The organism is Enterococcus sp. 9E7_DIV0242, from assembly GCF_002140975.2.
In the GTDB taxonomy this organism is placed as follows: domain Bacteria; phylum Bacillota; class Bacilli; order Lactobacillales; family Enterococcaceae; genus Enterococcus_L; species Enterococcus_L clewellii.
In genome coordinates this window covers 3,659,182-3,685,510 of sequence record NZ_CP147247.1, presented here as the reverse complement: position 1 = coordinate 3,685,510, position 26,329 = coordinate 3,659,182, and the positions used below count along the sequence as shown (strand labels likewise).

Sequence of the window (26,329 nt, the reverse complement as noted above, 5' to 3'; positions counted from 1 at the left end):
CAAAAAAAGACCGGAAGTTAGTTCCTGACTTTCAAAAGCAACTAAAAATCCATCAGCCTTTGAAAACCAGAACTTACCCATCCGGTCAGTTTTATTTTTCCTTTAATCCAACTCGACTTTACCTGTATACAGCTGGTAGTATACGCCTTTTTCTGCTAACAGATCGTCGTGATTGCCTCGCTCAATAATCCGTCCATGGTCCATAACCATGATTACATCTGAATTTTGAATCGTTGACAATCTATGAGCGATAACAAATACTGTTCTGCCATTCATCAAACGGTCCATCCCGGCTTGTACATGCTTTTCTGTACGAGTATCGATACTTGAGGTTGCCTCATCCATGATCATAACTGGAGGATCAGCAATTGCTGCTCTGGCAATCGCCAACAGCTGCCGTTGACCTTGAGATAAACCTTCCCCATCACCAGTAAGCACTGTATCATATTTATCCGGCAGATTGTTGATGAAAACTTCTGCATTTGCCAGCTGTGCTGCCTTTATGACATCTTCATCACTTGCATCCAGCTTCCCATAACGGATATTCTCACGAATCGTTCCCGTAAATAAATGGGTGTCCTGCAAGACGATTCCAAGTGAACGTCTCAAGGAATGCTTTTTGATTTTCTTTACATTGATTCCATCGTAACGAATTTTTCCTTCTTGAATATCATAAAAGCGATTGATCAAATTAGTGATCGTTGTTTTACCAGCACCTGTTGCCCCCACAAAGGCAACCTTTTGGCCAGGTTCCGCATACAATTGAATATCCTTCAAGACACGTTTATTTTCAACATAACCAAAGGATACATCTTCAAAACGAACATCCCCTGTCAGTTCTGTATAAGTGACGGTTCCATCTTCATGAGGGTGCTTCCACGCCCAAATACCTGTACGTGCTTCACTTTCCACGAGCTGACCATTTTCTCTAGTCACATTGACCAACGTAACATAGCCATCGTCTACCTCTGATTGTTCATCAAGAAGCTTAAAGATTCGATCTGCTCCGGCCAAAGCCATGATCACAAAATTGATTTGCTGTGACACCTGGCTGATCGGCATATTCAGCGAGCGGCTCAATTGTAGGAATGAAGCAATCATCCCAATCGTCAAACCGGAAATACCATAAACAGAGAATAATCCACCAATGATCGCTAACAGCACATATTGAATATTCAACAGGTTCATCATGATCGGCATCAAACTGTTGGCATATTTGTTGGCTTGCGTCGCACTTTCACGCAACGACTCATTGATTTCATTAAATTCATTAATAACTGTCGGCTCATGATTGAAAATCTTAACGACCTTTTGACCGTGCATCATTTCTTCGATATAGCCATTTACTCGCCCTAAGTCTTTCTGTTGTTTTCCAAAATATTTCCCGCTTCGACCGGCAATCGTACGAATCGTCAAGATCATCAATCCAACGGAAACGATCACGATCAACGTCAGCGGCACACTGATTGAAAACATCGCAATGAAAACACTGATAAAGCTGACAACGGCTGCCAACAAGTTCGGGATACTTTGAGAAATCATCTGACGCAGTGTATCTGTATCATTCGTAAAATGACTCATGATATCGCCATCTGAATTGGAATCAAAATAGCCTATTGGTAAAGTTTCCATATGCGTAAACATCTGATCGCGAATTTCTTTTTGCGTGCCTTCACTGATACGCACCATGATCAGGTTATACAGCAGATTTGAAATAATCCCTGTCACATAGATAAATGCCATTGTCGTGATGGCTTTCAACAGACCGGAAAAATTCGGATTTGTTTGCCCTAACAGTGGTGTGATATGGTCATCAATTACGACCTGTAAAAACAAAGAGCCACGCACGTTCGCATAGGTACTAAGCAAAATGAAAATCATCACCAGAACTAGCTGAACCTTATATTTTTTTACCATATAAGAAAACAGACGTCTTAACGTTTTTAAAGGATTTTGAGGCCCACGAGCGCCTTTCTTCGGATCATTACGCATCATCTTCACCAAATCCTTTCTGTTGAGATTCATAAACTTCTTTATATATTTCATTCGTTGCCAATAATTCATCATGTGTGCCGATCGCATCGATCAACCCTTTGTCCATCACAATGATTCGGTCAGAATCTTGAACAGATGAGACACGTTGACCGATGATAAAGGTCGTTGTTCCGGGAATTTCTTTACGCATCCCTTCACGGATCAAACGATCTGTTTTCGTATCTACCGCACTAGTTGAATCATCCATAATCAATATCTTCGGCTGCTTCAATAACGCTCTGGCAATACACAAACGCTGTTTCTGTCCACCGGAAACATTGTTCCCACCTTGAGAAATCATCGTGTCGTATTTATCCGGAAACTCCTGAATAAAGCTGTCAGCCTGAGCAATTTTACAGACTCTGACCAAGTCCTCATCGGTCGCATCTTCATTTCCCCAACGTAGATTTTCTTTGATCGTTCCAGTAAACAGCACATTATTTTGAAGCACCATACTGACCTGATCACGCAAGGTTTTCAAGTCATACTCACGAACATCATGTCCGCCGACTTCAACCATTCCCTCAGTCACATCGTATAGCCGTGGAATCAGCTGCACCATCGTTGACTTGGAGCTACCAGTACCACCGACAATACCTATCACTTCACCCGCTTTGATTGTCATGTTCGCATGCATCAGAGCCAGTTTCTCCGGATCGTTCGCATAGCTAAAGCAAACATCCTTGAAGGTTACGGTTCCGTTCGGTACATCATATAGTGGATGATCATTGTTCTTTAGATCACTTTCTTCGGATAATACTTCCGTCACACGTTCCGCAGATGTACGAGCAATAATCACCATAACGAATACCATAGAAAGCATATTCAAGCTCATTAGAATCTGCATCGTATACGTAAACATACTGATCAATTCCCCGGTAGATAAGGTGCCGCCAACTACAAATTTCGCACCCAGCCATGAAATCAACAACATACATGTATACACAGCAAATTGCAGAATCGGGTTATTGAAAGCAACAATACTCTGCGCTCGAGAGAAGTTCTTGTAGATATCTTTTGACACATCTTTAAATTTATCATCTTCAAAATCTTCTCTAACATAAGATTTTACAACACGAATTCCTTGCAAGTTTTCTTGGACAACATTGTTCAACTTGTCATAAATACGAAAAACTTTTTCAAAAATCGGGTGGGCAAAATAAATGACCAATGCCAGCCCAACTAAAAGAAACGGCACTACTGCCAAATAAATAATCGATAAATCCTGGTTGATCTTAAATGCCATTGCTAGAGAAAAAATGAAAATCAACGGGCTGCGTACGAGCAAACGAATAATCATTTGATACGCATTTTGGATATTCGTTACATCGGTTGTCATCCGCGTAATCAAGCTCGATGTAGAAAAACGATCGATGTTTGAAAAGGAAAATCCCTGTATTTTAGAGAACAGGTTTCCACGTAAATTTTTGGCGAATCCAGCGGAAGCTATCGCAGCATAACGACCGGACATTGCGCCAAAAAATAGAGCAATCACTGCACAAATAAACAATAGGCCACCATACATCAAAATCGCTTGTGTATCGCCTTTTTCTATTCCCTTATCGATCATCATCGCCATGATCAACGGAATAATAATATCCAATGCCACTTCTCCTGTTACATAAAGAGGAGTAATCAAGCTTTCTTTCTTATACTCACCTACATTAGCAAGTAATTTTTTTATCATGCATCTCGCCTACCTTCCTTGTTAGTTGCTATCTTTTTGCTGTTTTCAGACAGTTTGTCTAACAGCTTGAAAAATGTTTCGAGCTCTTTTTCTGATATCCCGTCAATCAACAAATCATCAAACTTTTCCAATTTACTGATATTCTCACTTACCTGACGTTCACCCGCTGACGTCAAAAAAATCGCCTTCAGGCGATTGTCTTCCTTACAGCTTGTCCGTTCGATCAATCCGCGCTTCTCCATTCGCTGCAAAATTCCTGTTGCAGTCGAGCGTCGAATATCAAACTCCTGTTCAAGATCCTTCTGATAAATCGGTTCATTCCCATTGTTTTTTCGATGGATATAATTCAGTACACGCATCTGAATTGCCGAAGAAGGCTCGCCTTCTTCTTTTAGAAGCTCTGCAACCTTTCTGTTCAATTCATTGGACAGCATTTTGATTCTTAGTGCAGTTTTTCTGCTCATAATGATCCCTCTCACAAATAGTTCGTTGCCTAACTATTCTACGACAAAGTACTGGAAAAGGTCAAGGGAAAATATTGAAAAAACTTTTGTTATTTTTCAAGTACTTATTCTCATGGTATTTCCAAGCTAAAAATTATTTATTCATCACTATATTTGATTGTATTTACTTCTCTTATGCTTAATAGTACACAATCCCTTTTTCATTATTTAATCTGGATGATTCATCCTATTTTCATGTTATAAGCTAAATATTTTGACAAAAAAACAGACAGGACTATAATATGACGTATCAATTGTTGACATGTCATTTATTGAAGGGAGGGAAAAACATGACCAGCGATACAAATTTCAGTGATATTTTTTTCTTATTGAAGCAAGCGGACTTACATATTACTCAGCTTTTTGAAACGCAAATGATGATTAGTTTGACCCGCTATGAATTATTGATCCAGTTGAAAAAACAGGATTATGTGACACAGCGGACGCTTCAAGATAAATTGAAAATTGATCAAGCAGCAATCACCAGACACTTAAAAATTCTGGAGGAGAAAGGCTACATCATTCGGGAAAGAAATACTGATAACAAAAGAGAGGTCATCGTTCACCTAAGTGACTTCGGAAAAGAGGCCCTCCATTCCTGTGACACTGACAAGGCAAAGCTAAGCAAAAGCTTGTTTAACGGCTTCACTACCGAACAGCTTCAGCTCTTTCAGCAATTTTTAACAGACTTCAACCAACAGGCAGAAGCTGTCTCAAAAGCGATTGAAAAAAGAAAGGAACCTATCCAATGACACTATTTAAAAACAATGATTTTTCAGACTTATTAACAAACCGCCGTTCTGTACGTGCGTATGATCCGACCGTAAAAATATCTAAAGAAGAAATGCAGCAAATGCTTGCGGAAGCAGCAACTGCCCCTTCCTCTGTGAATATGCAGCCTTGGCGTTTTGTAATCGTTGAATCAGACGAAGGAAAAGAAACCTTGAAACCATTAATTCGTTTTAACACCAACCAAAACGAAACATCCTCTGCGATGATCTTGATTTTCGGCGACTTGAAATGTTACGAATATGGAGAAGAAATCTATAACACTGCCGTAGAAGTTGGCAAAATGCCCGCCGAAGTCAGAGACCAACAGTTGGCTGCGATTCTCCCTTATTACCAAAGCTTTTCAAAAGAAAAAATGAACGATGTTATCAAAATCGACAGCAGCCTTTTCGCTATGCAACTGATGCTGGTAGCACGTGCGCATGGCTACGATACAAATGCGATCGGCGGCTTTGAAGCTGATCAGTTGGCTAAAGCCTTTGACCTTGATCCTGAACGTTATGTTCCAGTATTGATCCTTTCCATCGGCAAAGCAGCAGAAGCAGGCTATGAATCCTTCCGTCTCAATCCGGAAACCTTCACGACCTGGAAATAATTTAGAGGAGTGAGCCTATGTCTCTTTCATTGATTCCTACATTATTAATCGGAATCGTTGCTCTTGAGCATTTTTACATCATGTATCTGGAAACGATTGCGACAACATCTCAAAAAACAGCCGAAACCTTTGGTGTCTCAACAGATGAATTGCGTACGCCAACGATTTCTGTCCTATTAAAGAATCAAGGCATTTATAATGGCATGTTGGCTTTAGGACTATTCTATAGCCTGTTCTTTGCTTCGGCACCCTTAGAAATGTCGGCTGTTTTTCTGACTATTATTGTCGTCGTGGCTCTATATGGCGGCTTGACCAGCTCGAAGTCGATTATTTTGAAGCAAGGCGGTCCGGCATTATTGGCCTTAGTAACTCTTTTTTTGCTACGATAAATAATTATGTTAATACTAAGTTTCAGCACAGTCTAGGATTGAATAAGTGGCAGAACAAAAACTGAATAGAAGCATAGAACTTGGTATTATGAGCCAGAAAAAGTGATAAGAGAGCAGGTAGTGTACCTGTTTTCTTATCACTTTTTATTACGTTATCAGATTTGTTGCTACGCTAGTCAATGACTGTCCATTCATTGATCGTTTTTCCCTCTTTGTCCACCATTTCCAGCCAGCTGTTGGTACCACCAAAGTATAAAAACAAGCCAACCTCGTTGACACTTTTCAAAATGACATCTTCAGTCGTTTTGAACTCCTTTATTTGACCGGCATGGTCTGCTCGAATTTTTTCTCCCATCTTCGCAGCAAATCCTAAAGAGCCGTCCTTATTCAAAGGTGCTGACGGCATCATTTGCGCGCCGGCCTTTAGAAGCATTTCATTTCTCTTCTGCCACAATACAGTTGCTTTGCTTTCTCTCGTATCTATGAAAAATTCGATTTCACTGATAGCTTTACTCCAACGATGTCTCGCCTTTGTCGACTTTGACTTACTTTCCTTCGCTACTTCCGGTTGTATTATTGGTTTCAACTTATAACCAAAGACCTGTAAAACCTGTAGAAGCTGAGCACCGTAAGCAGCCACTGTCTTTTTTCGATTGCCGGGAACCTTCACTTCGTCCAGGCTTCCCTCCAAAGGCAGTCCATTCTTTCTCGCTTCTACAATCAAAAACTGTTCCAGATATGGCAACTCGATCTCCCAAGAGGGAGTAACAGCTATTACCTCATCAAAGTCTTCCTTATCAACTAATAGCTTTTCGTTGGTCCGAATGATGTCAACTATTGCTCGTTGCTTTAGCAAAAAACAAACGGCCGGCTGCTTCGTCACGATTTCTTCGTTTTCTTTTTTTATGATTTCAATTGTCCCGCTCTCATTGCCAAACTGAATCGTCGTTCGATCTTCTTCAATCAGTACATTTAGTTTGATCTCCATAATCCCTCTCATCACATCCTTTTTTCTATTATAATAGTCGGTTCATGATAACACGAGTGATACGTTCCTGCATAAATAGACGATGCAAACCAGTAGCAACATATCTCCACTTTTCCTTTATACCTCTTTTATATTTTCTTACTTTTCCCATAGTCTGTTACTGCACCTTTTTTGATCAATGCCCACCATTCTGGGTGCAAAAGAGAGAAATTTATAGACAGCAAACTATAACTTTCGTTATATAATAACACCCCTAAATCTGTGAAATATTTAATAATACTATCAAAACTCAATAACTGTTGGATTTTTTCTCTATTCCGAAAAATCTCAGGTTGAACTCTTACTATTTATTTGTTATTCTAATGACTGCAAAAAAATTCCAAGGAGATAGTTATCATGTTTAAATTTAAAAGGATCAAGGTTGCTCTGGGAGATACCAGTATCCGACGTAAATGCGCTCAGTGTAAAAATTCAGTTACGTTTAAAGCACACCGGATCGAAAAAAAATTCATTCTGTTTGAAAAACCTTTGTTTACACTCAACACAGTCAGCTATATTTTCTGTCCAGACTGCGATTTAAAACGAGAAATTGCAGGAAAAAAACTAAAAAAATACTTAGCTGGCGACATATGTGTCCTTAGACTCTGAAAAAAAGGACCGATACCTATACATAAATGAAAGTGGTAAGAGGATTGGAACACGCCCTTCTTATCACTTTCATTCGTTACACTCCCCACTTAACCCTCACTGACCTTTGACATTCACTTTCTGTACAGTCAAACGCTGTTTCCTACATAGTTTCTTCTGTCCATACATAGATAGCACCAGACCTACAGCAATAAAATTAGCCACATAGGCAGTTCCTCCTTGACTCAGAAATGGTAACGGAATTCCAGTTAGCGGAAGCAAACCAACTGCTGCACCAATATTCTCAATGATATGAAACAAGAAATACATAATCACGCCTGTTGTTACATATGCATAAAATTCTTTATTCACATTCATTGTGCACACCAACATTTGGTAGATTAGATAGAAAAATAGTAGTAACAATAAGGCGGAGCCAATAAATCCATACGCTTCACCTATTACAGTAAAAATCATATCAGATTCCCGAACCGGCACATGGACTTCAAGATTCGTCAGTCCTTTTCCAAGCATACCACCTGAACCGATAGCTGTGATTCCACCAGCTTGCTGATAGCCGATTCCATCCGCGTAGTCAAATGGATTTAGCCAAACTTCTACCCTCTGAAACTGATAGGGTTGAAAATGAACTAGCTTAAGTAACTTTTGTCCCCACTCTGTAAAAATAAGTAAAATCGCACCACCGCCTACCAGACAAAATAGTCCAAAGCCTGTTCCTAAAATTTTCCATGAGCAACCAGAAACAATCAACATCCCTCCAAAAATAGAAAGAAATACCAAGCTCGTTCCAAAATCCTTTTGGTAGAACATCAGGCCCCAGACAGGTAGACTCACCGCTATCATCTTGAACAATAGTTCCAAGTCTGCTCGCATCACTGTTTTCGAGGAATCGATTTTTCTTCTGTCCGCAGTAATAATCATGGCAAGTACTAAAATATAGCCTATTTTCATGAACTCTGAAGGTTGGAAAGTCACTGGCCCCAACCTTAACCATCGCCGAGTATTCGTGATCGATGCCATAACGGGATCATGAAATCGAACCAATAACAGCATCAACAGTAGACTCATACCATAAATAATGGGTGTTGCTTTCCATAAAACATGTAGAGGAATCCACAATGTAACCAGCATACAAATGGTCCCCAGAATGGTCCATAAAAATTGTTTACGCAATAAAGGAAAGGATTCAACAACTGTTACATCTGCTTCAAATGCTCCATACTGCGCAAAAAAACCGACAATAACCAGTAAAAAAACAGGCAACAACAAGGCATAATTCAGCCAGTCATTTTGCTCTTTTTTCATCTCGTTTTCCTCCCTTTCTTTTCAGCCCCTCTTCCCTTAGCTCCGTTGCTCGAGCATTCAAGGCTAGTCCCAAAGTGATGCTCAGTATCAAAAGACTTGAACCGCCATAACTTAAAAAGGGGAACGTCACACCCGTCAGTGGGATGTAGCCTAATAAACTGCCAACATTCACTGCCACTTGTAATAGCAAAATTGTGCCACAACCAAGAAACAATTGAGAGTTATAAAGATTCTTCGAACGAATAGAGAGTTGATATAGTCGAATAATCATGAAAAAAACCAGAAAAAGAAGCAGTAACCCGCCAAGCAACCCTAATTCTTCAATAGCTGTTGCAAAAATGTAATCTGTATCTGATGCAGGCAAAAACCCCTTTTTTTGAATTCCGTTACCTAGACCTCGGCCAAACAGACCACCATTATAGATTGCATAATAGGCACTAGCTGACTGATGCCCAATTCCTGTTGGATCGATAAACGGATTTTCCATTACCTTGAAGCGCGTGACCAGATAAGCAAATTTATCTGGCAGCCAGTCAACTGATCCGCTTAACAACAAGCGACTTAGCCCTTCTCTAACACCAATGAAACCAACGATTGGAAGAATAGTAAAATATGGAGACAAGCCGCTTGCAAGTAGCATAAATAAAACTAGTATAAAAATCATCGCTCCAGCGGCAAGATTAGGTTGCAAACTTACCAAAACAATAAGAAGCAAGCAAAGAACGATTGCTTTTTTATAATAGTGAAATGAAAATGGCCAGTCTGCCGGACGATTGGACGTAACTCTACTCAAATAGAGAAGTAATGTCAGTGAGACCAGCTCTGATGGTTGAAAAATCATGAATCCCAGATCTATCCAGCGAACAGCTCCACCGGCGGTTACTCCTTTGCTTAAAGTAAAAATCAAAAGAAAAATAGTTAGAATCATCAATAAAAAAAGAAAGCCTTTGCTTCTAAAAATCGATAGTTTCACTCGATAAACACAAAATAAACAGATCATACTAATAATAAAAGAAGAAAGCTGCTTCCACCCCTTGCTTCCTATGCTCAACTCATTAAGCATCAACTGATAAGAACTTGCACTATACACTAAAAGAATTCCCACCACGCATAAAACGAAATAGGGTAGAAACAAATACCAATCCAAATAGACTCTTTTTGTCAGCTGCTTCATGGTGCTTCTCCGACACGCAAAAAGGTCTCTATTGCTAATTGATTTTCTACTGTATCAATCTCCAAGACACTGCCGGACGGTGTGTAATCGTTGAACATCCAGCTGCCTTCCACCGGTACTAATAAAGTCTGAAGCTCTCCAATCTGTCCAAACAGGAAATTCTTCCCAACATCCAATAAAACATCATAAGGAAGATCGGTATCGACATATCCAATTGCTGCTCCCAGCAAACGAGGCAATCTTGCAATCGGCAGTCCGCTTTTTGCTTGCTTGATCAAGCTGTCTGCAACCTGCTGCTGACGCCGTACTCTGCCAAAATCTCCTTCACCATCCATACGAAATCTGGCATACTGCAGCAAGCTATAACCATCCATAAGCTGCTCTCCCTGATTTATTTCTACACCATCTAGTTCAAATGATGTTTCAGCATCAATTTGGACTCCCTCGGAGAAAAAATCATCAATCAGTTGGTTAAATATCTTGAAATCTATCGCTGCGTAATAATTGATTGGCAGCCCAAAAGAATCGTTTATGACCTCCTTTGTCAATGCTGCTCCTCCATAAGCATACGCAGCATTGATTTTGTCCATGCCAACTCCGGGTATATTCACGTATACATCCCTCATGATTGAGATGACCTTTGGCTCCTTCTTTGTTGTATCATAATTGAGCACCATTAATGTATCCGATCTCCCACCATCTTCATCATCCTCCCGACCATCATCTCCGATCAGTAAAACAGTGATTTCTCCGGTTTCTGAGCGTTCATCCCCTAAAAAGGATTCATTCTTCTTGGTATTTACTTGTAGCTGAGACTGTTTTTTTCCTTTATGAAAATTAATGACAGAGTAACAAAAAAATAGTACAGCAGCCAAAAACAGGGAAAGTAGACAAACAATCAGCCATTGCCATCTTTTCTTCATTTCTAACTTCCTCTCTTTCCAATTATTTATGAACGTTCCGTTGAATGAAAAACTTGTTTTCGGCATTAACAAGACCCGTTTCTTCTGATAAACCAGGCGAGGGAAATTACACACTTTTGTTCCATCCCCTTCTTCTATTCAAAAATCCTCTGCAAAAATAAAAAATCACTTTCGTCATAAAGGATCAACGAAAGTGCTGGGAAATGAAGGCATGGCTGAATAGACAGTTCTATACCGTCTTCAGCTACGTTCAGTTTTCTCTTCGTTGAGTTTTAGCACTATACAACGTAAAAAGCGGTGCTTTTAGCTGCTTTTTGAAAAGCCTTAATTCGGCAATCCCTGTTCTACCCATTACTGTCTTTCGACAAATCTGAGCAGCAGCCTGTGTTTGTATAGGAGCCTCACCTAACAAGTCATTCAATTCTTCACGACTATAAAGTGTTAGCAAAAAGAAGTCAACCGTCCAAATATTAAGCCGATGACTAGTACTCGAAAAAAATAATTCATGTTATTTTTATTGATCATCATAACAGTCGGCCGCAGCCATTTCATCTCGTTAAAAAACGGCTGAGTAAATAAAATAAAACCTTTACCTTTCCTTAATCCTTTCTTTATCTCTTCTTAATAAATACAGGATATTTGTATTGTATTTCTTTTTATAAGTGTTCTATTGAAACTGAAAAAATCATGTAATTACAGATGCAACAATAGCGATTTCCCTTGTGTATTAAATAACCTTCTGATATCAAAAAATTAGATTCAACAGTTATTTTATCTTTTTCATTCAGCTCGATTTCAGACTCTATTAAGGCAATAAATAAAATGCTTTTCATCCCACTGAAAAGTCGGCTACTGTGATTGTGAACAACCAAATAATATAGATTACATTTAAAACTATTTAGATAACTCCGAACGTTTCAGATACAGTGATAACTCAGTGGGCGAGATTATCGTATTCGACAGGCAAGTTGATATACAATCAGCTACTTTGCCAGTCTCATTTTACGATTAAAACTAACTTCACAGGGTCCATCGTACTCATTATCCTTTCTTAAATAGAGAAGTGTATCATCAATCCAATTCTTTCAATTGTTCAAGAAACCTACTAACACCAAGGAAGAAAGCCATACTTTCTTTGCTTTTCTTAGTATTTATTTTAGAATAAGGGTGTGGAAAATTTGAAAAAGAGAAGAGGACAAAGATGGACACAATGGATATTGGTGCTCATTTAAAAACAAAACGAGAAGAGCATCACCTGACACAAGAGCAATTAGCCAATAAAATTTTCGTTTCTCGTCAAGCAATTTCACAGTGGGAAAATAATAAGACTTTTCCAGATATTTCCAATTTGATTATGTTAAGCGAGTTATACAAGATTCCTTTAGAGCAGTTGATTCTCAAAAAAGCAATTGATTCTACGATGCAAAAAGAAGCAAATCAACAGAGGCAAAAATACGCCAGAAACAGCACAGTTGTTCTATTTATCGTTTCATTAACCACTGTGATCTTCGCTATTTTTCATAAAATAAACAACAATGGAGTGGTCATTTTTTATGCGGTTCTTTCACTGCTGATTCTGGGTATTTACGCACTATACATGAAAAAGCTAGAAGCTGTATCTGAAAAAATACTCTACACGGTTGTCATTCTTATCGTACTTATTTTCGCAGTAGCTACTTCGACAAGCTTCACATAAAAGGAGGTATCTTATGAAGGGTTATGTTCTAACAAGCATGGACAAAATTGATTTCCAACTATCAAGTCAACTGACAACAACTCACGAAGCCACTCTGTCGGACGACCTGCTTCGACACGTCACAGAATCAAGGAAAGATATTTCCTGGGAAATCGTTTCTTTTCAAGAGATCAAAGAGCTTTTAGAGGAAAATAGTAGTGAGGTCATTGTCGCACTCACTCCCTACACGCAACCTTTCAAAAAGTATCTATCTGTTACCTTTCCTGAGCTTACATTCATTGATGAGCAATCACATTCTAAAAAAGAAACAGTAGAAAAATTTGAACTTATGATGATCGGCACCATTTTCTTTACACTTGTCGTGCTCAGTGTTTTAGCTTATACATTCTAAAGCGAAAGCTTACTTGGGCTTAGCAGTTTGGAATTGCTTTCCCAAAATAAAACAGGCCCACCAATCGTTTGCACATGATTGGTAGGCCTGTTTTTGATTTTTATAGTTCACGAAATGGTTCAACCACTTCTCATTTTTCTTTATACATTTATTTATCTGTATACTTGACGATGTTCAGTCAAGAGAACTTTCAGCTGTGTTCTAGCCTGTAGAAATTCTTCGTCCAAAGGATTGATCTGCAAAATAAAATTGGTCTTACTCAATAGCGAAAGCAGATAATTTTCAATCGTTCTCTGCTCAATCAAGTGCGGAGCAACAGCCGTTTTACGTGCTATATGTGAAGAAACACCAAACTTCATGCAATAATAGATTTCTTGGCGCAGCTGTTTTCGATAGGTTCTTGGCGCTTGAGATTTCTCATTTACTACAATCCCGGTTACTGTTTGTTGTTCATGCTTGGAAATCACTCTAGTTTTCTTTTTATTGAGCGAAAATCCGAGCTCAACTAAAAAGGCCTGTACCTTATTTTTCACTGTTGTAGCATCAAATGTACCGGAAAATGTCATATCATCGCAAAAGCGAGTGTAGCTGATTCCTTTTTCCACACACCACTGACCAATAGAATCATCAAAGCTTCTTAAAACTAGATTGGAAATCATCGGAGAGGTCGGCGCTCCTTGAGGCAAGCAATGATTGTAGCAACAGAGATTGGTTAATAATCCTGCTGTAGCTTTTGGAAAATAGCTACGAGGAAACCCATACGCATAGACCTGCGAAAAAGAAATACTATCAAAAAAATCTTCAATATCCAGTTTCAAAATCTGTTGTTTCTCCGTATGCGGCTGTGCGTTCATAATCAATCCAACGCCTTTTTGATAAGCAGTCGCATAGATTGACACACTTCGTTGGGACAAGATATTGGCTAAAATATTTTTCTGAACCAGTTTCAAGCGCTCATCCGGCTTCGTGATTTTTCTTGTCCCACCATTACTTTTCACTAGTGTATATTGTTCATAATGTTTTTCAAGAGTATTGCTGAGGCTGTATAAACAAGTAATTTGTTCCTTATTCGAAAGCGTTGTTTCACCCAACAGTTGAAATGACAACAAGAACTCATTACATTGTTCTACTGTTATATATTTCCATATATCCCTACTCATAAGCAGTCTCCTACTCCATGCTTCCTTATGCTCGAATAAGCAAGAACGACAGAGACGACACAAAAATTCGATACTGTAAGTTGTGAGATGTACAAAGCCGAAGGCGGAAGCACATGAAATGTGCGGGCGTACATTGATCAGCTTACAGTGAATATAATCCCTTATTCCTCTCCGATGGTGACTCACCATCAGATCGATCTGGACGATCGCATGCGCTATCATCTCTGTCATTTTTACTCTACCTTTTTATTCTAGCATGTTGACGGAGTGAAAAAAAGAGCCACAGTAGAAAGATAATCGTTCAAAAGAAGGAGTTATACTTGTCCACTCAAAAAATGAGTATTTTAAACTATTAATTGTGGGCATTCCAAATGAACCAAGTCTTTTGTATTTTACCTATGCATCTGTATCTTTTCCGTCATCTAAAGGTTGTTCTTCCATCGATCTCTTTTCTTTTATTTCACTTGTAGATAGTTTAAATGAGATTGACTCATCCTCTCCCCGAGAAAAAGTAAACTCTGTTAGCAGCGATTTTTGTTGTTCTGTTTTTTCCGATGCTTCTTCTTTAGATACATCGTTTTGATCGATCAGACGTTCGATAGCTCTCTCTTGTTTTTCACCTGAACCATGCTGCTTATCCCCTGGATTGCTTGCCTTATGTTCCTCAGCTATATCCATAATCAGTTGCGGCTCATCCTGTCGTTTTTTCTTCAACCAGAACACTATAGCACCAAATAGCAGAATACTGCCACCAGCAATCCAGAGCCCCAGCCTCATCCCATAAGGGAAGTACACCAGTTCAACCGTATATTTCCCGGCAGTCAACGGAATAGTCAAAAACGCATCCTTAAAGGTTGGAATCGCTACCTCTTTCCCATCCACGTAGGCTTTCCAGCCTTTATCGTATGGAATCGTCGTCATCAAAATTTGATCTTCTTTCAACGCAACGGAGGTAGAGGCTTTGCGTCCTTTAACATCGATCTCTACTCCTTTTTTCTGTATCTTTTCTACCGTTGACACAAATTGATCTGTATCCATCAACGCAACATCAGGTTTTAACAGAATCATTGATTTTTCTTTATCTGATTCTTTTGAATACGTAAAGGTCACCTTCACCTGTACCGTCTGAGCCTCTTCATAGTATCCTAAAGAAATGTATTGGCCTACTCTGCCGAACATCCAGGAGTGCGTCGTTCCATTAACCTCGGCTTTCATATTGGGGGCACCGATCACACCATCCGATTCCGCTTGATAAAGAGTCAAATATGCTTGCTGTTTTGCAGGAACCGCCACTTTATAGGTGATTTCCATCGGCTCCTCCTCATCTTCTCTCGTATACGTAACAACTTCAAGATTATTCGTTTCTAAGTGCTTAGAATCAAATACAGTGTTTTCACTAGCAACCACTTCTGCATCTGTAAAGGTAAACATTGAGTCATTTTCATCCTGTCCGGCTAGATGGTTAATCAGCTTGGTCTGATTTTCTACAGCTCCATCCTGATAAATCCAATCATCTGTCAAGATACCTAAAGGCAAGACATAGTTATTCTTAAATAGGGTATATTTCCCACTAGTTTTTACCTCCTGATAGCCGAACTTCAATGAATCTTCCTGTTTCGATAGATTATATTTTACTCCTAAAAGACTGTCCATCAGCAGCGTATTATTTGCATACAGGATATTCAAGTTCGTGCCCTTTGAGCGAAAACCCAGCTTATCCAGATACTGAGAGGAATGACGATTACGAATGGAGGAAAACATGGAAACACCGCTATAGCCAAATAAAAAAGAATCGTTCATTGTAATTGGCGTTAGGTTTTCCATTCGATAGAAATTATCAGGATTTTCCTTTTTCGTATAGTCTACCAAGGTTTCTATATCATCATAAACATTAGTAACACCAAGATAATTAGGGTATGTCCAATCGTTAAGTATCCCTACGACAAGTCCTGTTGTGTTTGCCCATAGTTCGACAACTACGATCCCCACCATTAATGCGTTACTTATTCGCGGTAATTTCTGTTTCTGCTGTAACCAAAATAGACCGAGAAAGCTGATTAAGGCAATTGCGCTCCAGAAAAGACTGCTTAAATAGAAATAACCATATTGTTCCTCATTAAAGTTCGTATAGATTTTCACTCCCAAAAAAAGAATAAAAATCGTTGCAATAATGTGTGCCATTTGGGAAAAATCTTCTTTCGAGTACTTCTCCCAACCATACCCGGCCAACATCAACACAACAAAGGAAAATGTAAAACTATAGCGAAAAAGAAACATATTCGGTGCGTGCAAGCCTTGCCACAGTAAATCCAATGCCTCAATGTAAAAGCTGATAAAAATGAAGCCTAGTACACTGCCATAGGCTAGCTTGATTCTCCGACTGATTTTCTTCGTAAGAAAGAAAAAAATACACAGCAAAAGCGACAATGTTCCTACATAAATAAATGGAACCATATCGTACTTTGTCGAGTCGTACACCCCAACCATATTTTTGATAAGAATACTCAGAGGTGCCGCTGTTTTGGTAAACAATCGATTGATTTCTGTCAGACTTTCCCCATTGCTGGTAATATCTAGAATAGTTGGGATGATGATTGGCATAGAGGCTCCACCAGCTGCAAACGAAGTCACCAAATATAGCCAGACACTGCGTCTATAAACTCGTGGCCGAATAAATAGGCGTGCCCAGAAGTAAAGAAAGGAAAAAATACCGATCATAAAAGCAATGTAAAAATTAGAGATGAACAATAAAAAATAAAAGACAAAGAGTACTGTCGGCTTTCTCTTGTCCATCAAACGATTGATCCCCAGAATCACCAAGGGCAGATACATCAAGCCATCAAACCACATCGTGATCTCTGAATAGGCCACAGAGAAGCTCATCAGTGCATAGCTAACAGCCATGATTAACTGTTTCCATCTGTCGAGTTTGAATGTTTGTAATGCGTAAATCCAAAAACTTAGTCCTAAGCAACCAAATTTCACTAGTGTCAGGTAGTACATAAAATAATCCATATGACTATTTTCAAAAAACAGAGACAACGGTGTGAATAGGCTATTTAAGTAATACGACATAAATGCTACATTATTCAATCCTAATGAGGCATACCAGTTGAACAGCAAACTTTCCCCATTTTGAACCAAATTATTGAAGCCGCCGAAAAACATCGAATACTGTGAATAAGCATCCGAGGCTAAGATCGAGCGATGTCCCTGTGCCGGAATCACATCAATCCCGTAATAGGCGATGGCCATGACTCCTATAGGAATCAAAAAGCTGAACAAACCGTATAATAGGCCCTTTTGTTTTATAAATTCTATCATTTTTGATTTCATTCGTTCTTCTCCATTTACTTAATGATTAATGTACGACACCAAAACTATTGAATGGATACAGTCGAAAAGACAATACCCCTTCTATCTGGTCCCTCATAATAAAAGCGAAGGCCCGACTGTCTGTCGAATTTCGACGATTATCCCCTACAACAAAATAGGCATCCTCTGGAATCTTATTCTGCCCAAGTAATTGCTTTCCGACTTCTTCTGCTAGATAGAAACTGATGGTGCTGTCTGGCAGGTTATTAGAATACAGCAGCTCTCCGATATCTGAGAACTCGGAGCCTGAAGGGAATAAATACAGTCGATTGTCTTGGATATAAAAGGCATCCCCCGGTATTCCAATAACACGCTTTACATAATTCTCATCCTGCTTGTCTTTTGGAACAAACGTGATGATGTCGTAACGATTCGGCCGGTCTGTTTTACGAATAACGATCCGTTCTTTGTTAGCCAATGTCGGTGCCATCGAGTCTCCGGAAACCTGATGAACCGTGTAGGTGATAAAAAGCCAGATAGACGCACAAATCATTAACAAAAGCACTAGCCATTCACGGTAAGAATAAATTTTTTTCCATCCATTGTTCCATTTTTTAAAAAAGGGTTGGTTGGACAGCTGATTTGACCTATTTTTACGTACTCTTGATTGTCTACGCTTGCTTTTAATCATTGACTTTTTAGTAGTCAATGGTTTTTTCTTCCGTCGCTTCTTTGGCATTCGCTCAGCAGTTCCATTACTTTTCTCTGCTTGATGCATCGTTTTTTTCTTCGTATTCACTGTGTCCTCATCCTATTTTTTGTCATAATTATAGCTAGATGATCATACAATCTTTATGTAGCTTTCGTTCTGTCGCATCGACTCTATAGCTTTTTGGTTGCTTTCACTCAGAAAGTCAATGCGACAACGCCAATGATCTCTTTTTCTGAAACAAGTCCATATTCACGACTATCTACGGAAAAAACACGATTGTCTCCGAGAACTAAGTAAAAGCCTTGAGGAATGACCCCTTCTTTTGTACCCAGTATCTCTTTCAATGAAAGATCTTCAGTCAACCTGTACTTTTCCTCCTGTGCCAACAACAATTCACTAGCCAAAAAACGTTCGACTTTTTCTTCCCCATTGATAAATAAGCGTTCATCCTTATATTCCACACGTTCTCCTGGAAGACCGATCACTCTGCGAATGGTTTTTGTGCCATCTCTGCGTTGTGGCACTGTAAAGTAAACCAAAGAAAATCGCTTGATTTTTCCTTGCCGATAGACGAGTGTTCGTGTACCATCTTGCAACGTTGGGCTCATTGCATACCCACCAGCTTCAGGTAGGACAATCAGAAACCGAAATACTGGAATCAATAAAAGGCAGAATATAAACAAGACAAGCGTCAGCTCTACAAGAACACTCTTGAAAGATCGCCAACGCCGGTTTCTACCTTTTCTCTTTTGGGGTCTGTTTTGTCTCGCCGCTTTACCTGTCGGTTTCCGCTTCTTTCTCTCAGACCCCGCAGATTGCCGCTTCCCTTTGTCGGAAGACCGAGCAACCTGCTTTTTCTTTCTTTTTCCTGAGGTCCGGTTGTGCTTCTTGCCATTTTCTGCCGATGGTTGTTTGTTCTGTTTCATCTGCTGAAAATCCTCTCTTACATATCTTGTTTCAAGGAAGACTCGTTTATACGAAAATGTTCAAAGACCTTTTTCTGATGTGCCTTGACCTTTTGGATATCTCCCATGTACTCTTCTATAGCTTCCGGTTTTTGAATAGTTTCCTCTGTTACTGAAGTCAAGATCAAGCCCAGTTCCTTCATAGATTGATATAAGCGCTTCAATAGTAAGTACCCATCTTTAGATAAGCGGCCATCTGGTGTTGTGGCACCATAGCTCGCCAATCGTGCAGATAAATCATACACCGTTCCTTGCACTCTCTTAGGACTGTCTGTCTCTGTTGCTTCATTCAATTGCTCTTCTATCGTGGTCATCAGAAAATATCCCTGCACCAATGCTTCTTTATCCTTCTCTGCAAGATTCGTCATCTGATAATATTTGGTATAGTATCCACCACCACCGCAAAGCCCACTCAGAAAGAGGAATAAAAGGATCAGTTTAATATATGTTTTCTTTTTCTGTTCTATTTTCCTGATCTGACCTGCCCATTTTCTTCGATTTTTCTTTTTCTTTGGCCGTTTCTTTTTTACCACAGATAACTTACGACTTGTAAAGAAAAATCCAACCAGATAAGCAAGGAGTAACGCGAGGAAAATCACTGTCGCAGCTATCAAGCCGATCAGCAGCCAGTCCAGTAGTTCCAACCCCATAACTAATTCTCCTTTCCTCAGCGGCCGTTCAGTCTATTTTTTCTTTCCATTTTTCTTTTTACTCTTCTTTCTACTCTTTTTCTTTCCCGCAAAGTGAACGATCAGAAAAATCACAAGAAGTACACCTAGGACCCCACCGGCGATCAGAGCGACCAATTGCCAGTTTACGCCTGGTTCCTGCACCAAAGATAAATCTTGTGCATTCAATTTTTCTGCTTCTTCATCGGTTACTGTAAAGGCTTCATCCCACTCCCACTTGCCGCCTTTGCCGCTTTTCACCAAAATTTTTGCTCGATAGTCACCTGGTATCAGTGCTTCACCATTTAGTTCTACAGGAAAATCGATCATCGTATTCGGCGCCATTCGCATTTGTGCTTTCTTCGCATCATAGAGCACTTCAGCACTGCCTTCTTTACTGATTTGAACCTCAACCGTCATGTCATCTACATAGATTGGTTGGCTATTGGAAAAATTGACGATGAACGCATTACGATAATTTGCCGTCGCAGGATAAACTTTATTGAAGGTCATTTCTTCTGCTATATTTTCTATGTCTGCCGGATCTTGCTGGCTCAGAAGCATCCCAACCATATAAGCAATCTTATTGACGACCATTGAGTCTGATTCTTCTTCTTGACCCTTACGCATTAAACGAATCCCTCCGGAGATATAGCCTTCAAAAGATGTTTCCGGCATTTGTATGATGATATCCAGCATTTTTTCTTCTCTCGGTGCCAGTACCACCTCTTCTGGAGCAGAAACAACTTCTGCAAACGGAAATTTCAAGGAGGCATCGTTCTCTATTTTGTTTGGTCCGTATTCAACGACCCCACCACTATTTGTAACGGCACCATTCAATGCAACTTCTACCGTAACCTCGACTGAGCTTGGATTGCTCAAACGAATCTGAACCGTCTGTTTCTGTCCTTGTGCCAATTTCAGATTATAGTACCCTACCGAAGGATCGACTTGGTTCTCCGGCTGGATCACCTCATAGCTGAAAGCAGGACCACTATCAGTAGACTCCACTGTAGTATCAGTTCCTGTTTCTTCTGCATAACCAAACAATGGCACAGCTGTAAATAAACTAATTATGTATAAAATGACTAGACTGGATTTATATATTTTTTTCACTTTACTTGTCCTTTCTTCACTGTTAAACAAGAAATCACCGAAATCGGTGATTTCTCGTTTCATAGAATCTACTTAGCACAAATTAGATAGTATCTGAAAGTGTCCAAGTGATTTCTGCAGTGTATGTTCCTTTTACGATTTTCGTGTTTGCCGGTACATCTAGTTTGATTGAATCCATTGTTTTATCTGCTGTAATTTGGTCGTACTCACCAAACATGATGTCGAACAAACCATAACCTTTTCCTGCTTCGTTTTGTTTAACAACTTCTACTTCATTTCCGTCGCTATCCAATTTAAATGTTGGTTTTACCACTGCTTGGCTAGGTAAAGTATCCGCATTTGTTGTTGTAGTCAAACGAACAGCTGAGTAGTTCAAGTCTCCACCTAATTTAGTTGTACCGTTCGTGAATTCTTTCGTCATTGCTGCAGAGATTTTGTACGTATTTTCTTTTCCATCTTCTGCACGGTAATCACGGAAACGTACGAAGTGAGGCATGTCGAATTTCCCTGTTCCGTCTAGCTTGTCAGCTGAATAAGCTTTTACTGGCCAAGTTTTTGCTGCTGTATCTGTCGCAACTAATTCATGCTTGTCAAAATCCATTGACGTAATAACACGCAATTGCAGTTCTTCTGTACCTGTGATGACATCTGATTCATCAATAGTGATATCTGGTTCAGTTGTATCTGGTGGTGAAGTGATTTCACCTGTTTCATTTTCACTGATTGTTTGTGTAAATTCGATTTTACCTTTGCCTGTTTCATCTTGTGTGTACGCCTTTGTTTCTGATGCTACTGCCAAGCCAAGTCCTAATGCACCTAGCAAAGCTGCAGAAGCTAATTTGTAAGTTGATTTCATGTGTGTTTCCTCCTAAATTTCTTTGTTTTATTTATGGCAACTCAGATAGACTCCAAGTTATCACCGTTCTATAAGTGGTCCCAGGTTCCTTTACGGTTCTTCCCGGAATAGTCAACCCAACAGCTGCATTCAAGTAGACAGGTTTATTTCCATAATTACTGTCAAGAACCGGATTGCCATCCGCTCCAAGCAATGGAGTTAATGTGTCCTTTTGTCCGACAGAATTAGCTGCTGAAGCACCAAAGTTCACTGCCCAAGTTCCCTCTCCTGTACCGGCCTTTGCCGTTGCAAGAATCTGACTTTCTCCAACGCTCATGTTGATCACGTCTTTTTTAACTGTTGGAGCCGCGGCAGAACCGCTAACTGAACTTGTCCATGAGTGATCCAATGAGATCACTGCGCCATCCAGTTTTTTCCCGTTTCCATTAACAAACTGAGATTCTTGCTTGACAGACAACTCCCAACCAGAGCTCTCTGGTCTAAAGTCAGATACCTGAACAAAGTTTCCTCTGGCGCTGGTATTGTCTTTGAATAGTTGCGCATATGCGGAGTAGACGGCATCTGCATTAGCTACTTTATTCGTTCCAAATTGAAATTGCGGAACAAAATCAATTCTAAGTGGCCCCTCCGTCTTTGGAGACTCCCCCGGATCAACAACATTCCCTGGATTTTCGGGATCATATACCTGTTGTTTGTCTTCTATTTCAAATTCAATTGTTCCTTTACCCGAACCTGATGTAGCATCAGCTTGCGTCACTGCATAGCCTGTCCCAAACAAGAGACAACTGACGACTGCGGTGGAGAGTAGTGTCCATTTTTTCATCGGTTCACCCCCTCCTTCTCTTCTTCTTTCTTACGTTTCCAAAAGAAGAGAAGTCCCGCAAGTACTATGAATACCGCACCAGCAATAGTCACGCCCCGCTTCACCAGTTCCCCTGTTGACGGATAGCTGCCGCCTGGCTTTGTCGTGCCTCCTGTTGGCTTTTCCACCATCGAAGTCGAATCTGAAGTCGGGTCTGTCTTGGTCGGTGGCAAGGTGCTGGAATCTATCGTTTTTTCAGATTCAAAAGTGATGGCACCATTTGTCTGTACGCTCACAGATTTTTCGGATTCCTTCTCACTTGTCGCCGAAGCTGCAAGAGGAGTCAACGAAAGAAAGGAGAGTACCACAAGCACGCACAAAACTATTTTATTTTTCCGCATGTTTTCCCTCTCTTTCTATCGTGTATCACTCAGTACCCATAAAATTGTCGCTTGGTATTCACCCAAACCTTTGACTGAACCTGCTGGAGCTTCCAATTTAAATCCTGTGTTTCCTGCACGCCATTCGTCTGAGATGTTATACGTATCAGCACTTTGAGAACGATCGACGATTTCTTGCGCTGCAGAGCTCAGGATCACTTCACTCGTTGGATCATCATTGACTTTCCGATAACGGATCGCATCTGGAATTACGGTGCCTGAACCTGTTTGTCTGGTCAATGGTGTATCTAGCTCCGCTGTCAAATACCAATTTGTACGTTGATAGCGATTGTCCCAAATAATAAAATCTTGGTCATAATCTGGTGTATCCACACGGATATCCTTTCCAACAACGTTCTCAACACCGAAATCAATCATCTTTGGTGCTTGATAAATCGACAATGTTCCATCAAATGTATAAGTTACCGTTGTGCCTGCACTTGTTACCGGCACATTTTTTTCATTATCGGGACGTTTAAATAGTTGATAACGATTATTTTCAACTGCCTGAATCGCTGTCAAAACATCTGCCCCCTGCACAGAATCAGTTAAATCGATCGTTTGACCAGCTGAATAGTCGTCAATAATGACTGGTGTCAATAGCTCGTCACCATTTCGATCGACAAAGGTCACTGTGACAGACCCATCAGGTGAATAATAAAGATCAATCTTATTCCCAGCTTTTTTGATTGTTCCTGAAATATCTGTTAACGATACTGCATCACCATCAACTTCAAACAATGTTAAATAGTAATCAGAAAATAAATGGGCAGATATCCCGTCAACGATAGTTGTTAAGTCATAACTGTCACCTGTGTTGTAATAGAGAGTTACCGGATTTGTCGCATCAAACTTAGGGTCACTGCTGTCTATATAAGATGCAGGCAATAACACATCTGATGAATCATAAAAAGAAATGATGATATCCGTTAATACATCGATTTTTACATCATTGGACGTTGCTGAATACGTCTGACTCCCCTGTATACTATTCACCTTGTTCCATCCGGAAATACTGGATTGAGACAGTGAAACATTTTGAGCGCCTTTGCTTGATTCGATCGGTTTGATTTGATAGCTGACAGAAAACGAATTATTGCTTGTCGTTCCCCCATATAGCTCTTTGCTTTGACTACTTGTTAGTTGACTTTCTTCAATCGAAAGCGAATAACCAAGCGTACTAGAGCCCCTCCAAACATCACTGTCTGAGAGCGTTTCTTCCGTTGTCGTACTATCTTTATGAGTAATCACAAATTTAGTCGTATTCGGAATTAGCTCGTAGCCAGCTGGAATAGTATCTGTAAAATCCTTAAACAGCATCACACCAGAATCCACGGTTGAAGTGGAAATAATATCTACGATTTCACCAACTTTGGGATTATTCTCACTTACTGTCTTAGTCACAGCAAGACCTTCTGGAATCACGGTTACATTTGTTTCACCATAATTAGTCGTACTGGAATAAGTACTTCCGAGTAAAACATCATTAATGAACTCTGTCGTATCCGCCCCAACTCGTACCCGATAGGTATACGTAAAGCTCTCTCCTGGGAGATACTCGTTTACTGCATCGGTAAAAGTAAAGTTATTCCCATTAATAGTTGGTGTTGGTGAAGTTGTCCCTGATTTGCTGCTTGAATACTGGAATGAACTGGCAACATAACTGTTGGACTCCAAATCTTCCGTCACAAGCGTATTTTTCAAACGAATCTGATGACTAGGGATAGGATCATTTGCGACTTCCACTTTATATTGAAGAATATCGCCTACTTTAGCTGTTTTAAAACTGGCATAATCACTTTCTGTTTCGCCGGCAGTAGTATTGATCACCTGTCTGTCTACTAGGATCTCCGGCTCAGCTGGAAGTTTTGTGATTGCAACAGCCGCAGGATTTGACGCACTTTCTGCTATCGTTCCAGTCGTTTCATAGGAACCATTGTTGGCTAATCGACTTGCTCCGGTGAAGCCCCAATATACTTGACGGTTCCACGAAGTACCGCCGTTTGCACTGTTCCATGTACCATCGATATCAATATTTGACCAAGTCTGAGTGGGATAAGTAATTTTATTCCCATTTACATCTACAGGTCCAAATGTATAACTTAGGTTCCCAGTAGTAATTGATGCGGCATCACCAGGCGTCCCATTAGGCTCCCAGGAAATTTTCAACTTGATCCATTGATTGAACCATGAATTAGCTTCTGATCCGGAAACAGATGGATTACCTGTCGTTGTAGGCAACGTAGGTCCGATGTGCGTAAAATTATCATAGGCTTGACTGATTTGTGTCGTCCCATAGCCTGCTGTGGTAGTTTTCGTTGTTGCCATAGCCATATGAGGATACGTATGATCAGCAGATGCAAGCCCCAATTGGTTTCTCAATCTAAGGTCGAAATCATTTCGATAATTCCCTGTTGACAATGCGTTATACGTTGTATCCAATTCGATCCCAACAGCGTTATAGATCATGTTGAAGTTAAAGGTTCCACGAGCTTGCGGCCAAACACCGATTCCTCCGCCGCGACCACCGATTGCGGCATTTCCGGCTGGGTCATTTTGCATGACAAATACTAGTCCATTCCCTGCCCCAGACCATGGTGTGAGTGAGTTAAAGGTTCGTCCGCCAACAAACACATAGCTTTCAAACTCAAAAGGATAATTCAAATCCAGTTTTTCGTTATACCACATCTGACCTTTCTGGTTGTAAGTGAAACTGTTGTAGATAACTGCTACATTGTCACGCGTGTCACTTAAAAAAGCGTAATTCGCATTATACTTATCTGTTCCATTCGGAGTCGCATACCAAACTCCCGGAAAGTTAAACGCATCTAATACATTGATTTTACTGTCTTTAACTTCCTGAGGCGTTGCTGCAGCTGTTACAGGAGCAGGCTCTGGATAGATACCGATATAGGCATTTCCTTCCATAGGACTTATGAAAGAAATCACTAAACTAAAAAGTACACTAAGTATAAAAAAGACCTTTTTTTTCATCATATTTTTACCTCCTTTCTTTTTTATTGGTGTACAAGAGAATCCTCTCTGACAACAAATCCCCTTGTCTTTATTAAACCTGCATCCCCCCCTTCAAATAGAAAACAGATAACTCCGGTTGTTCCCCCACCTGTTCCCTATACGCAGAGCATCTATAGCATGCGAATAGCGATTCTCTC

Annotated in this window: 22 protein-coding genes and 1 riboswitch; of the genes, 5 read left to right on the top strand and 17 right to left on the bottom strand. The window is 40.0% G+C overall.

Going from position 1 to position 26,329, the window contains the following annotated elements; translation table 11 throughout:
• Positions 1 to 102 precede the first annotated feature (102 nt).
• From A5888_RS17300 to A5888_RS17290, 3 genes are read right to left on the bottom strand one after another with little or no spacing between them, the layout of a single operon-like run.
• Complete coding sequence (locus tag A5888_RS17300; protein ID WP_086350748.1) at positions 103 to 1,995, bottom strand: ABC transporter ATP-binding protein; 1,893 nt, start codon at positions 1,993 to 1,995, stop codon at positions 103 to 105.
• Complete coding sequence (locus tag A5888_RS17295; protein ID WP_086350747.1) at positions 1,985 to 3,721, bottom strand: ABC transporter ATP-binding protein; 1,737 nt, start codon at positions 3,719 to 3,721, stop codon at positions 1,985 to 1,987. The genes A5888_RS17300 and A5888_RS17295 overlap by 11 nt, the downstream gene beginning before the upstream one ends.
• Complete coding sequence (locus A5888_RS17290) at positions 3,718 to 4,185, bottom strand: MarR family winged helix-turn-helix transcriptional regulator (RefSeq protein WP_086350746.1); 468 nt, start codon at positions 4,183 to 4,185, stop codon at positions 3,718 to 3,720. Before A5888_RS17290 ends, A5888_RS17295 begins: the two co-directional genes overlap by 4 nt.
• Positions 4,186 to 4,514: 329 nt before the next feature.
• On the opposite strand from A5888_RS17290, the gene A5888_RS17285 reads away from it, so the two are divergent.
• Genes A5888_RS17285 through A5888_RS17275 form a run of 3 tightly spaced genes read left to right on the top strand, consistent with a single transcriptional unit; the run spans position 4,515 to position 5,997 of the window.
• The gene (locus A5888_RS17285) at positions 4,515 to 4,976 is read left to right on the top strand and encodes a MarR family winged helix-turn-helix transcriptional regulator (RefSeq protein WP_170924884.1); all 462 of its coding nucleotides are present in this window, start codon (positions 4,515 to 4,517) and stop codon (positions 4,974 to 4,976) included.
• The gene (locus A5888_RS17280) at positions 4,973 to 5,608 is read left to right on the top strand and encodes a nitroreductase family protein (protein ID WP_086350744.1); all 636 of its coding nucleotides are present in this window, start codon (positions 4,973 to 4,975) and stop codon (positions 5,606 to 5,608) included. The genes A5888_RS17285 and A5888_RS17280 overlap by 4 nt, the downstream gene beginning before the upstream one ends.
• Positions 5,609 to 5,625: 17 nt before the next feature.
• The gene (locus A5888_RS17275) at positions 5,626 to 5,997 is read left to right on the top strand and encodes a DUF1304 domain-containing protein (RefSeq protein WP_086350743.1); all 372 of its coding nucleotides are present in this window, start codon (positions 5,626 to 5,628) and stop codon (positions 5,995 to 5,997) included.
• A 172-nt stretch (positions 5,998 to 6,169) separates the two neighbouring features.
• Here A5888_RS17275 and A5888_RS17270 read toward each other — a convergent pair whose 3' ends face one another.
• From A5888_RS17270 to A5888_RS17255, 4 genes are all read right to left on the bottom strand, one after another.
• Positions 6,170 to 6,985, bottom strand: a complete 816-nt coding sequence (locus A5888_RS17270) for a hypothetical protein (protein WP_086350742.1) — start codon at positions 6,983 to 6,985, stop codon at positions 6,170 to 6,172.
• A gap of 744 nt (positions 6,986 to 7,729) precedes the next feature.
• A complete protein-coding gene (locus tag A5888_RS17265) occupies positions 7,730 to 8,938 on the bottom strand; it encodes an FtsW/RodA/SpoVE family cell cycle protein (RefSeq protein ID WP_086350740.1) in 1,209 nt (402 codons plus the stop codon).
• On the bottom strand, positions 8,919 to 10,112 hold the full coding sequence (locus tag A5888_RS17260) for an FtsW/RodA/SpoVE family cell cycle protein (RefSeq protein ID WP_086350739.1): 1,194 nt from the start codon (positions 10,110 to 10,112) through the stop codon (positions 8,919 to 8,921). The genes A5888_RS17265 and A5888_RS17260 overlap by 20 nt, the downstream gene beginning before the upstream one ends.
• Positions 10,109 to 11,035 (bottom strand): LCP family protein, encoded by a 927-nt coding sequence (locus A5888_RS17255; RefSeq protein WP_086350738.1) that lies wholly within the window; start codon positions 11,033 to 11,035, stop codon positions 10,109 to 10,111. The genes A5888_RS17260 and A5888_RS17255 overlap by 4 nt, the downstream gene beginning before the upstream one ends.
• 251 nt (positions 11,036 to 11,286) lie before the next feature.
• A riboswitch (M-box (ykoK) riboswitch) is annotated at positions 11,287 to 11,455 on the bottom strand.
• Between the two features lie 781 nt (positions 11,456 to 12,236).
• Here A5888_RS17255 and A5888_RS17250 point away from each other — a divergent pair.
• Positions 12,237 to 12,731: a helix-turn-helix domain-containing protein gene (locus A5888_RS17250; RefSeq protein ID WP_086350736.1), complete on the top strand. Its 495-nt coding sequence runs from the start codon at positions 12,237 to 12,239 to the stop codon at positions 12,729 to 12,731.
• A 13-nt stretch (positions 12,732 to 12,744) separates the two neighbouring features.
• Entirely contained in the window at positions 12,745 to 13,122 is a 378-nt protein-coding gene (locus A5888_RS17245; RefSeq protein WP_086350735.1) for a hypothetical protein, read from the top strand.
• Positions 13,123 to 13,274: 152 nt separating this feature from the next.
• On the opposite strand, the gene A5888_RS17240 is transcribed toward A5888_RS17245, so the two are convergent.
• The 10 genes from A5888_RS17240 to A5888_RS17195 form a co-directional block, all read right to left on the bottom strand.
• Positions 13,275 to 14,282 (bottom strand): reverse transcriptase family protein, encoded by a 1,008-nt coding sequence (locus A5888_RS17240; RefSeq protein WP_339101751.1) that lies wholly within the window; start codon positions 14,280 to 14,282, stop codon positions 13,275 to 13,277.
• A 396-nt stretch (positions 14,283 to 14,678) separates the two neighbouring features.
• On the bottom strand, positions 14,679 to 17,618 hold the full coding sequence (locus A5888_RS17235; RefSeq protein ID WP_086350733.1) for a YfhO family protein: 2,940 nt from the start codon (positions 17,616 to 17,618) through the stop codon (positions 14,679 to 14,681).
• Positions 17,619 to 17,643: 25 nt separating this feature from the next.
• Positions 17,644 to 18,396: a signal peptidase I gene (gene lepB / locus A5888_RS17230; RefSeq protein WP_086350732.1), complete on the bottom strand. Its 753-nt coding sequence runs from the start codon at positions 18,394 to 18,396 to the stop codon at positions 17,644 to 17,646.
• A 107-nt stretch (positions 18,397 to 18,503) separates the two neighbouring features.
• A complete protein-coding gene (gene lepB, locus A5888_RS17225) occupies positions 18,504 to 19,235 on the bottom strand; it encodes a signal peptidase I (protein WP_086350731.1) in 732 nt (243 codons plus the stop codon).
• Between the two features lie 17 nt (positions 19,236 to 19,252).
• A complete protein-coding gene (locus tag A5888_RS17220; RefSeq protein WP_086350730.1) occupies positions 19,253 to 19,924 on the bottom strand; it encodes a hypothetical protein in 672 nt (223 codons plus the stop codon).
• A gap of 33 nt (positions 19,925 to 19,957) precedes the next feature.
• The gene (locus A5888_RS17215) at positions 19,958 to 21,058 is read right to left on the bottom strand and encodes a DUF916 and DUF3324 domain-containing protein (RefSeq protein WP_339101750.1); all 1,101 of its coding nucleotides are present in this window, start codon (positions 21,056 to 21,058) and stop codon (positions 19,958 to 19,960) included.
• An 82-nt stretch (positions 21,059 to 21,140) separates the two neighbouring features.
• Positions 21,141 to 21,914 (bottom strand): WxL domain-containing protein, encoded by a 774-nt coding sequence (locus tag A5888_RS17210; RefSeq protein WP_086350728.1) that lies wholly within the window; start codon positions 21,912 to 21,914, stop codon positions 21,141 to 21,143.
• Between the two features lie 31 nt (positions 21,915 to 21,945).
• Entirely contained in the window at positions 21,946 to 22,737 is a 792-nt protein-coding gene (locus A5888_RS17205) for a WxL domain-containing protein (protein WP_086350727.1), read from the bottom strand.
• Positions 22,734 to 23,090: an LPXTG cell wall anchor domain-containing protein gene (locus A5888_RS17200; RefSeq protein ID WP_339101749.1), complete on the bottom strand. Its 357-nt coding sequence runs from the start codon at positions 23,088 to 23,090 to the stop codon at positions 22,734 to 22,736. The genes A5888_RS17205 and A5888_RS17200 overlap by 4 nt, the downstream gene beginning before the upstream one ends.
• 42 nt (positions 23,091 to 23,132) lie before the next feature.
• Entirely contained in the window at positions 23,133 to 26,153 is a 3,021-nt protein-coding gene (locus A5888_RS17195) for a lectin-like domain-containing protein (protein WP_086350725.1), read from the bottom strand.
• Between the last annotated feature and the right edge of the window lie 176 nt (positions 26,154 to 26,329).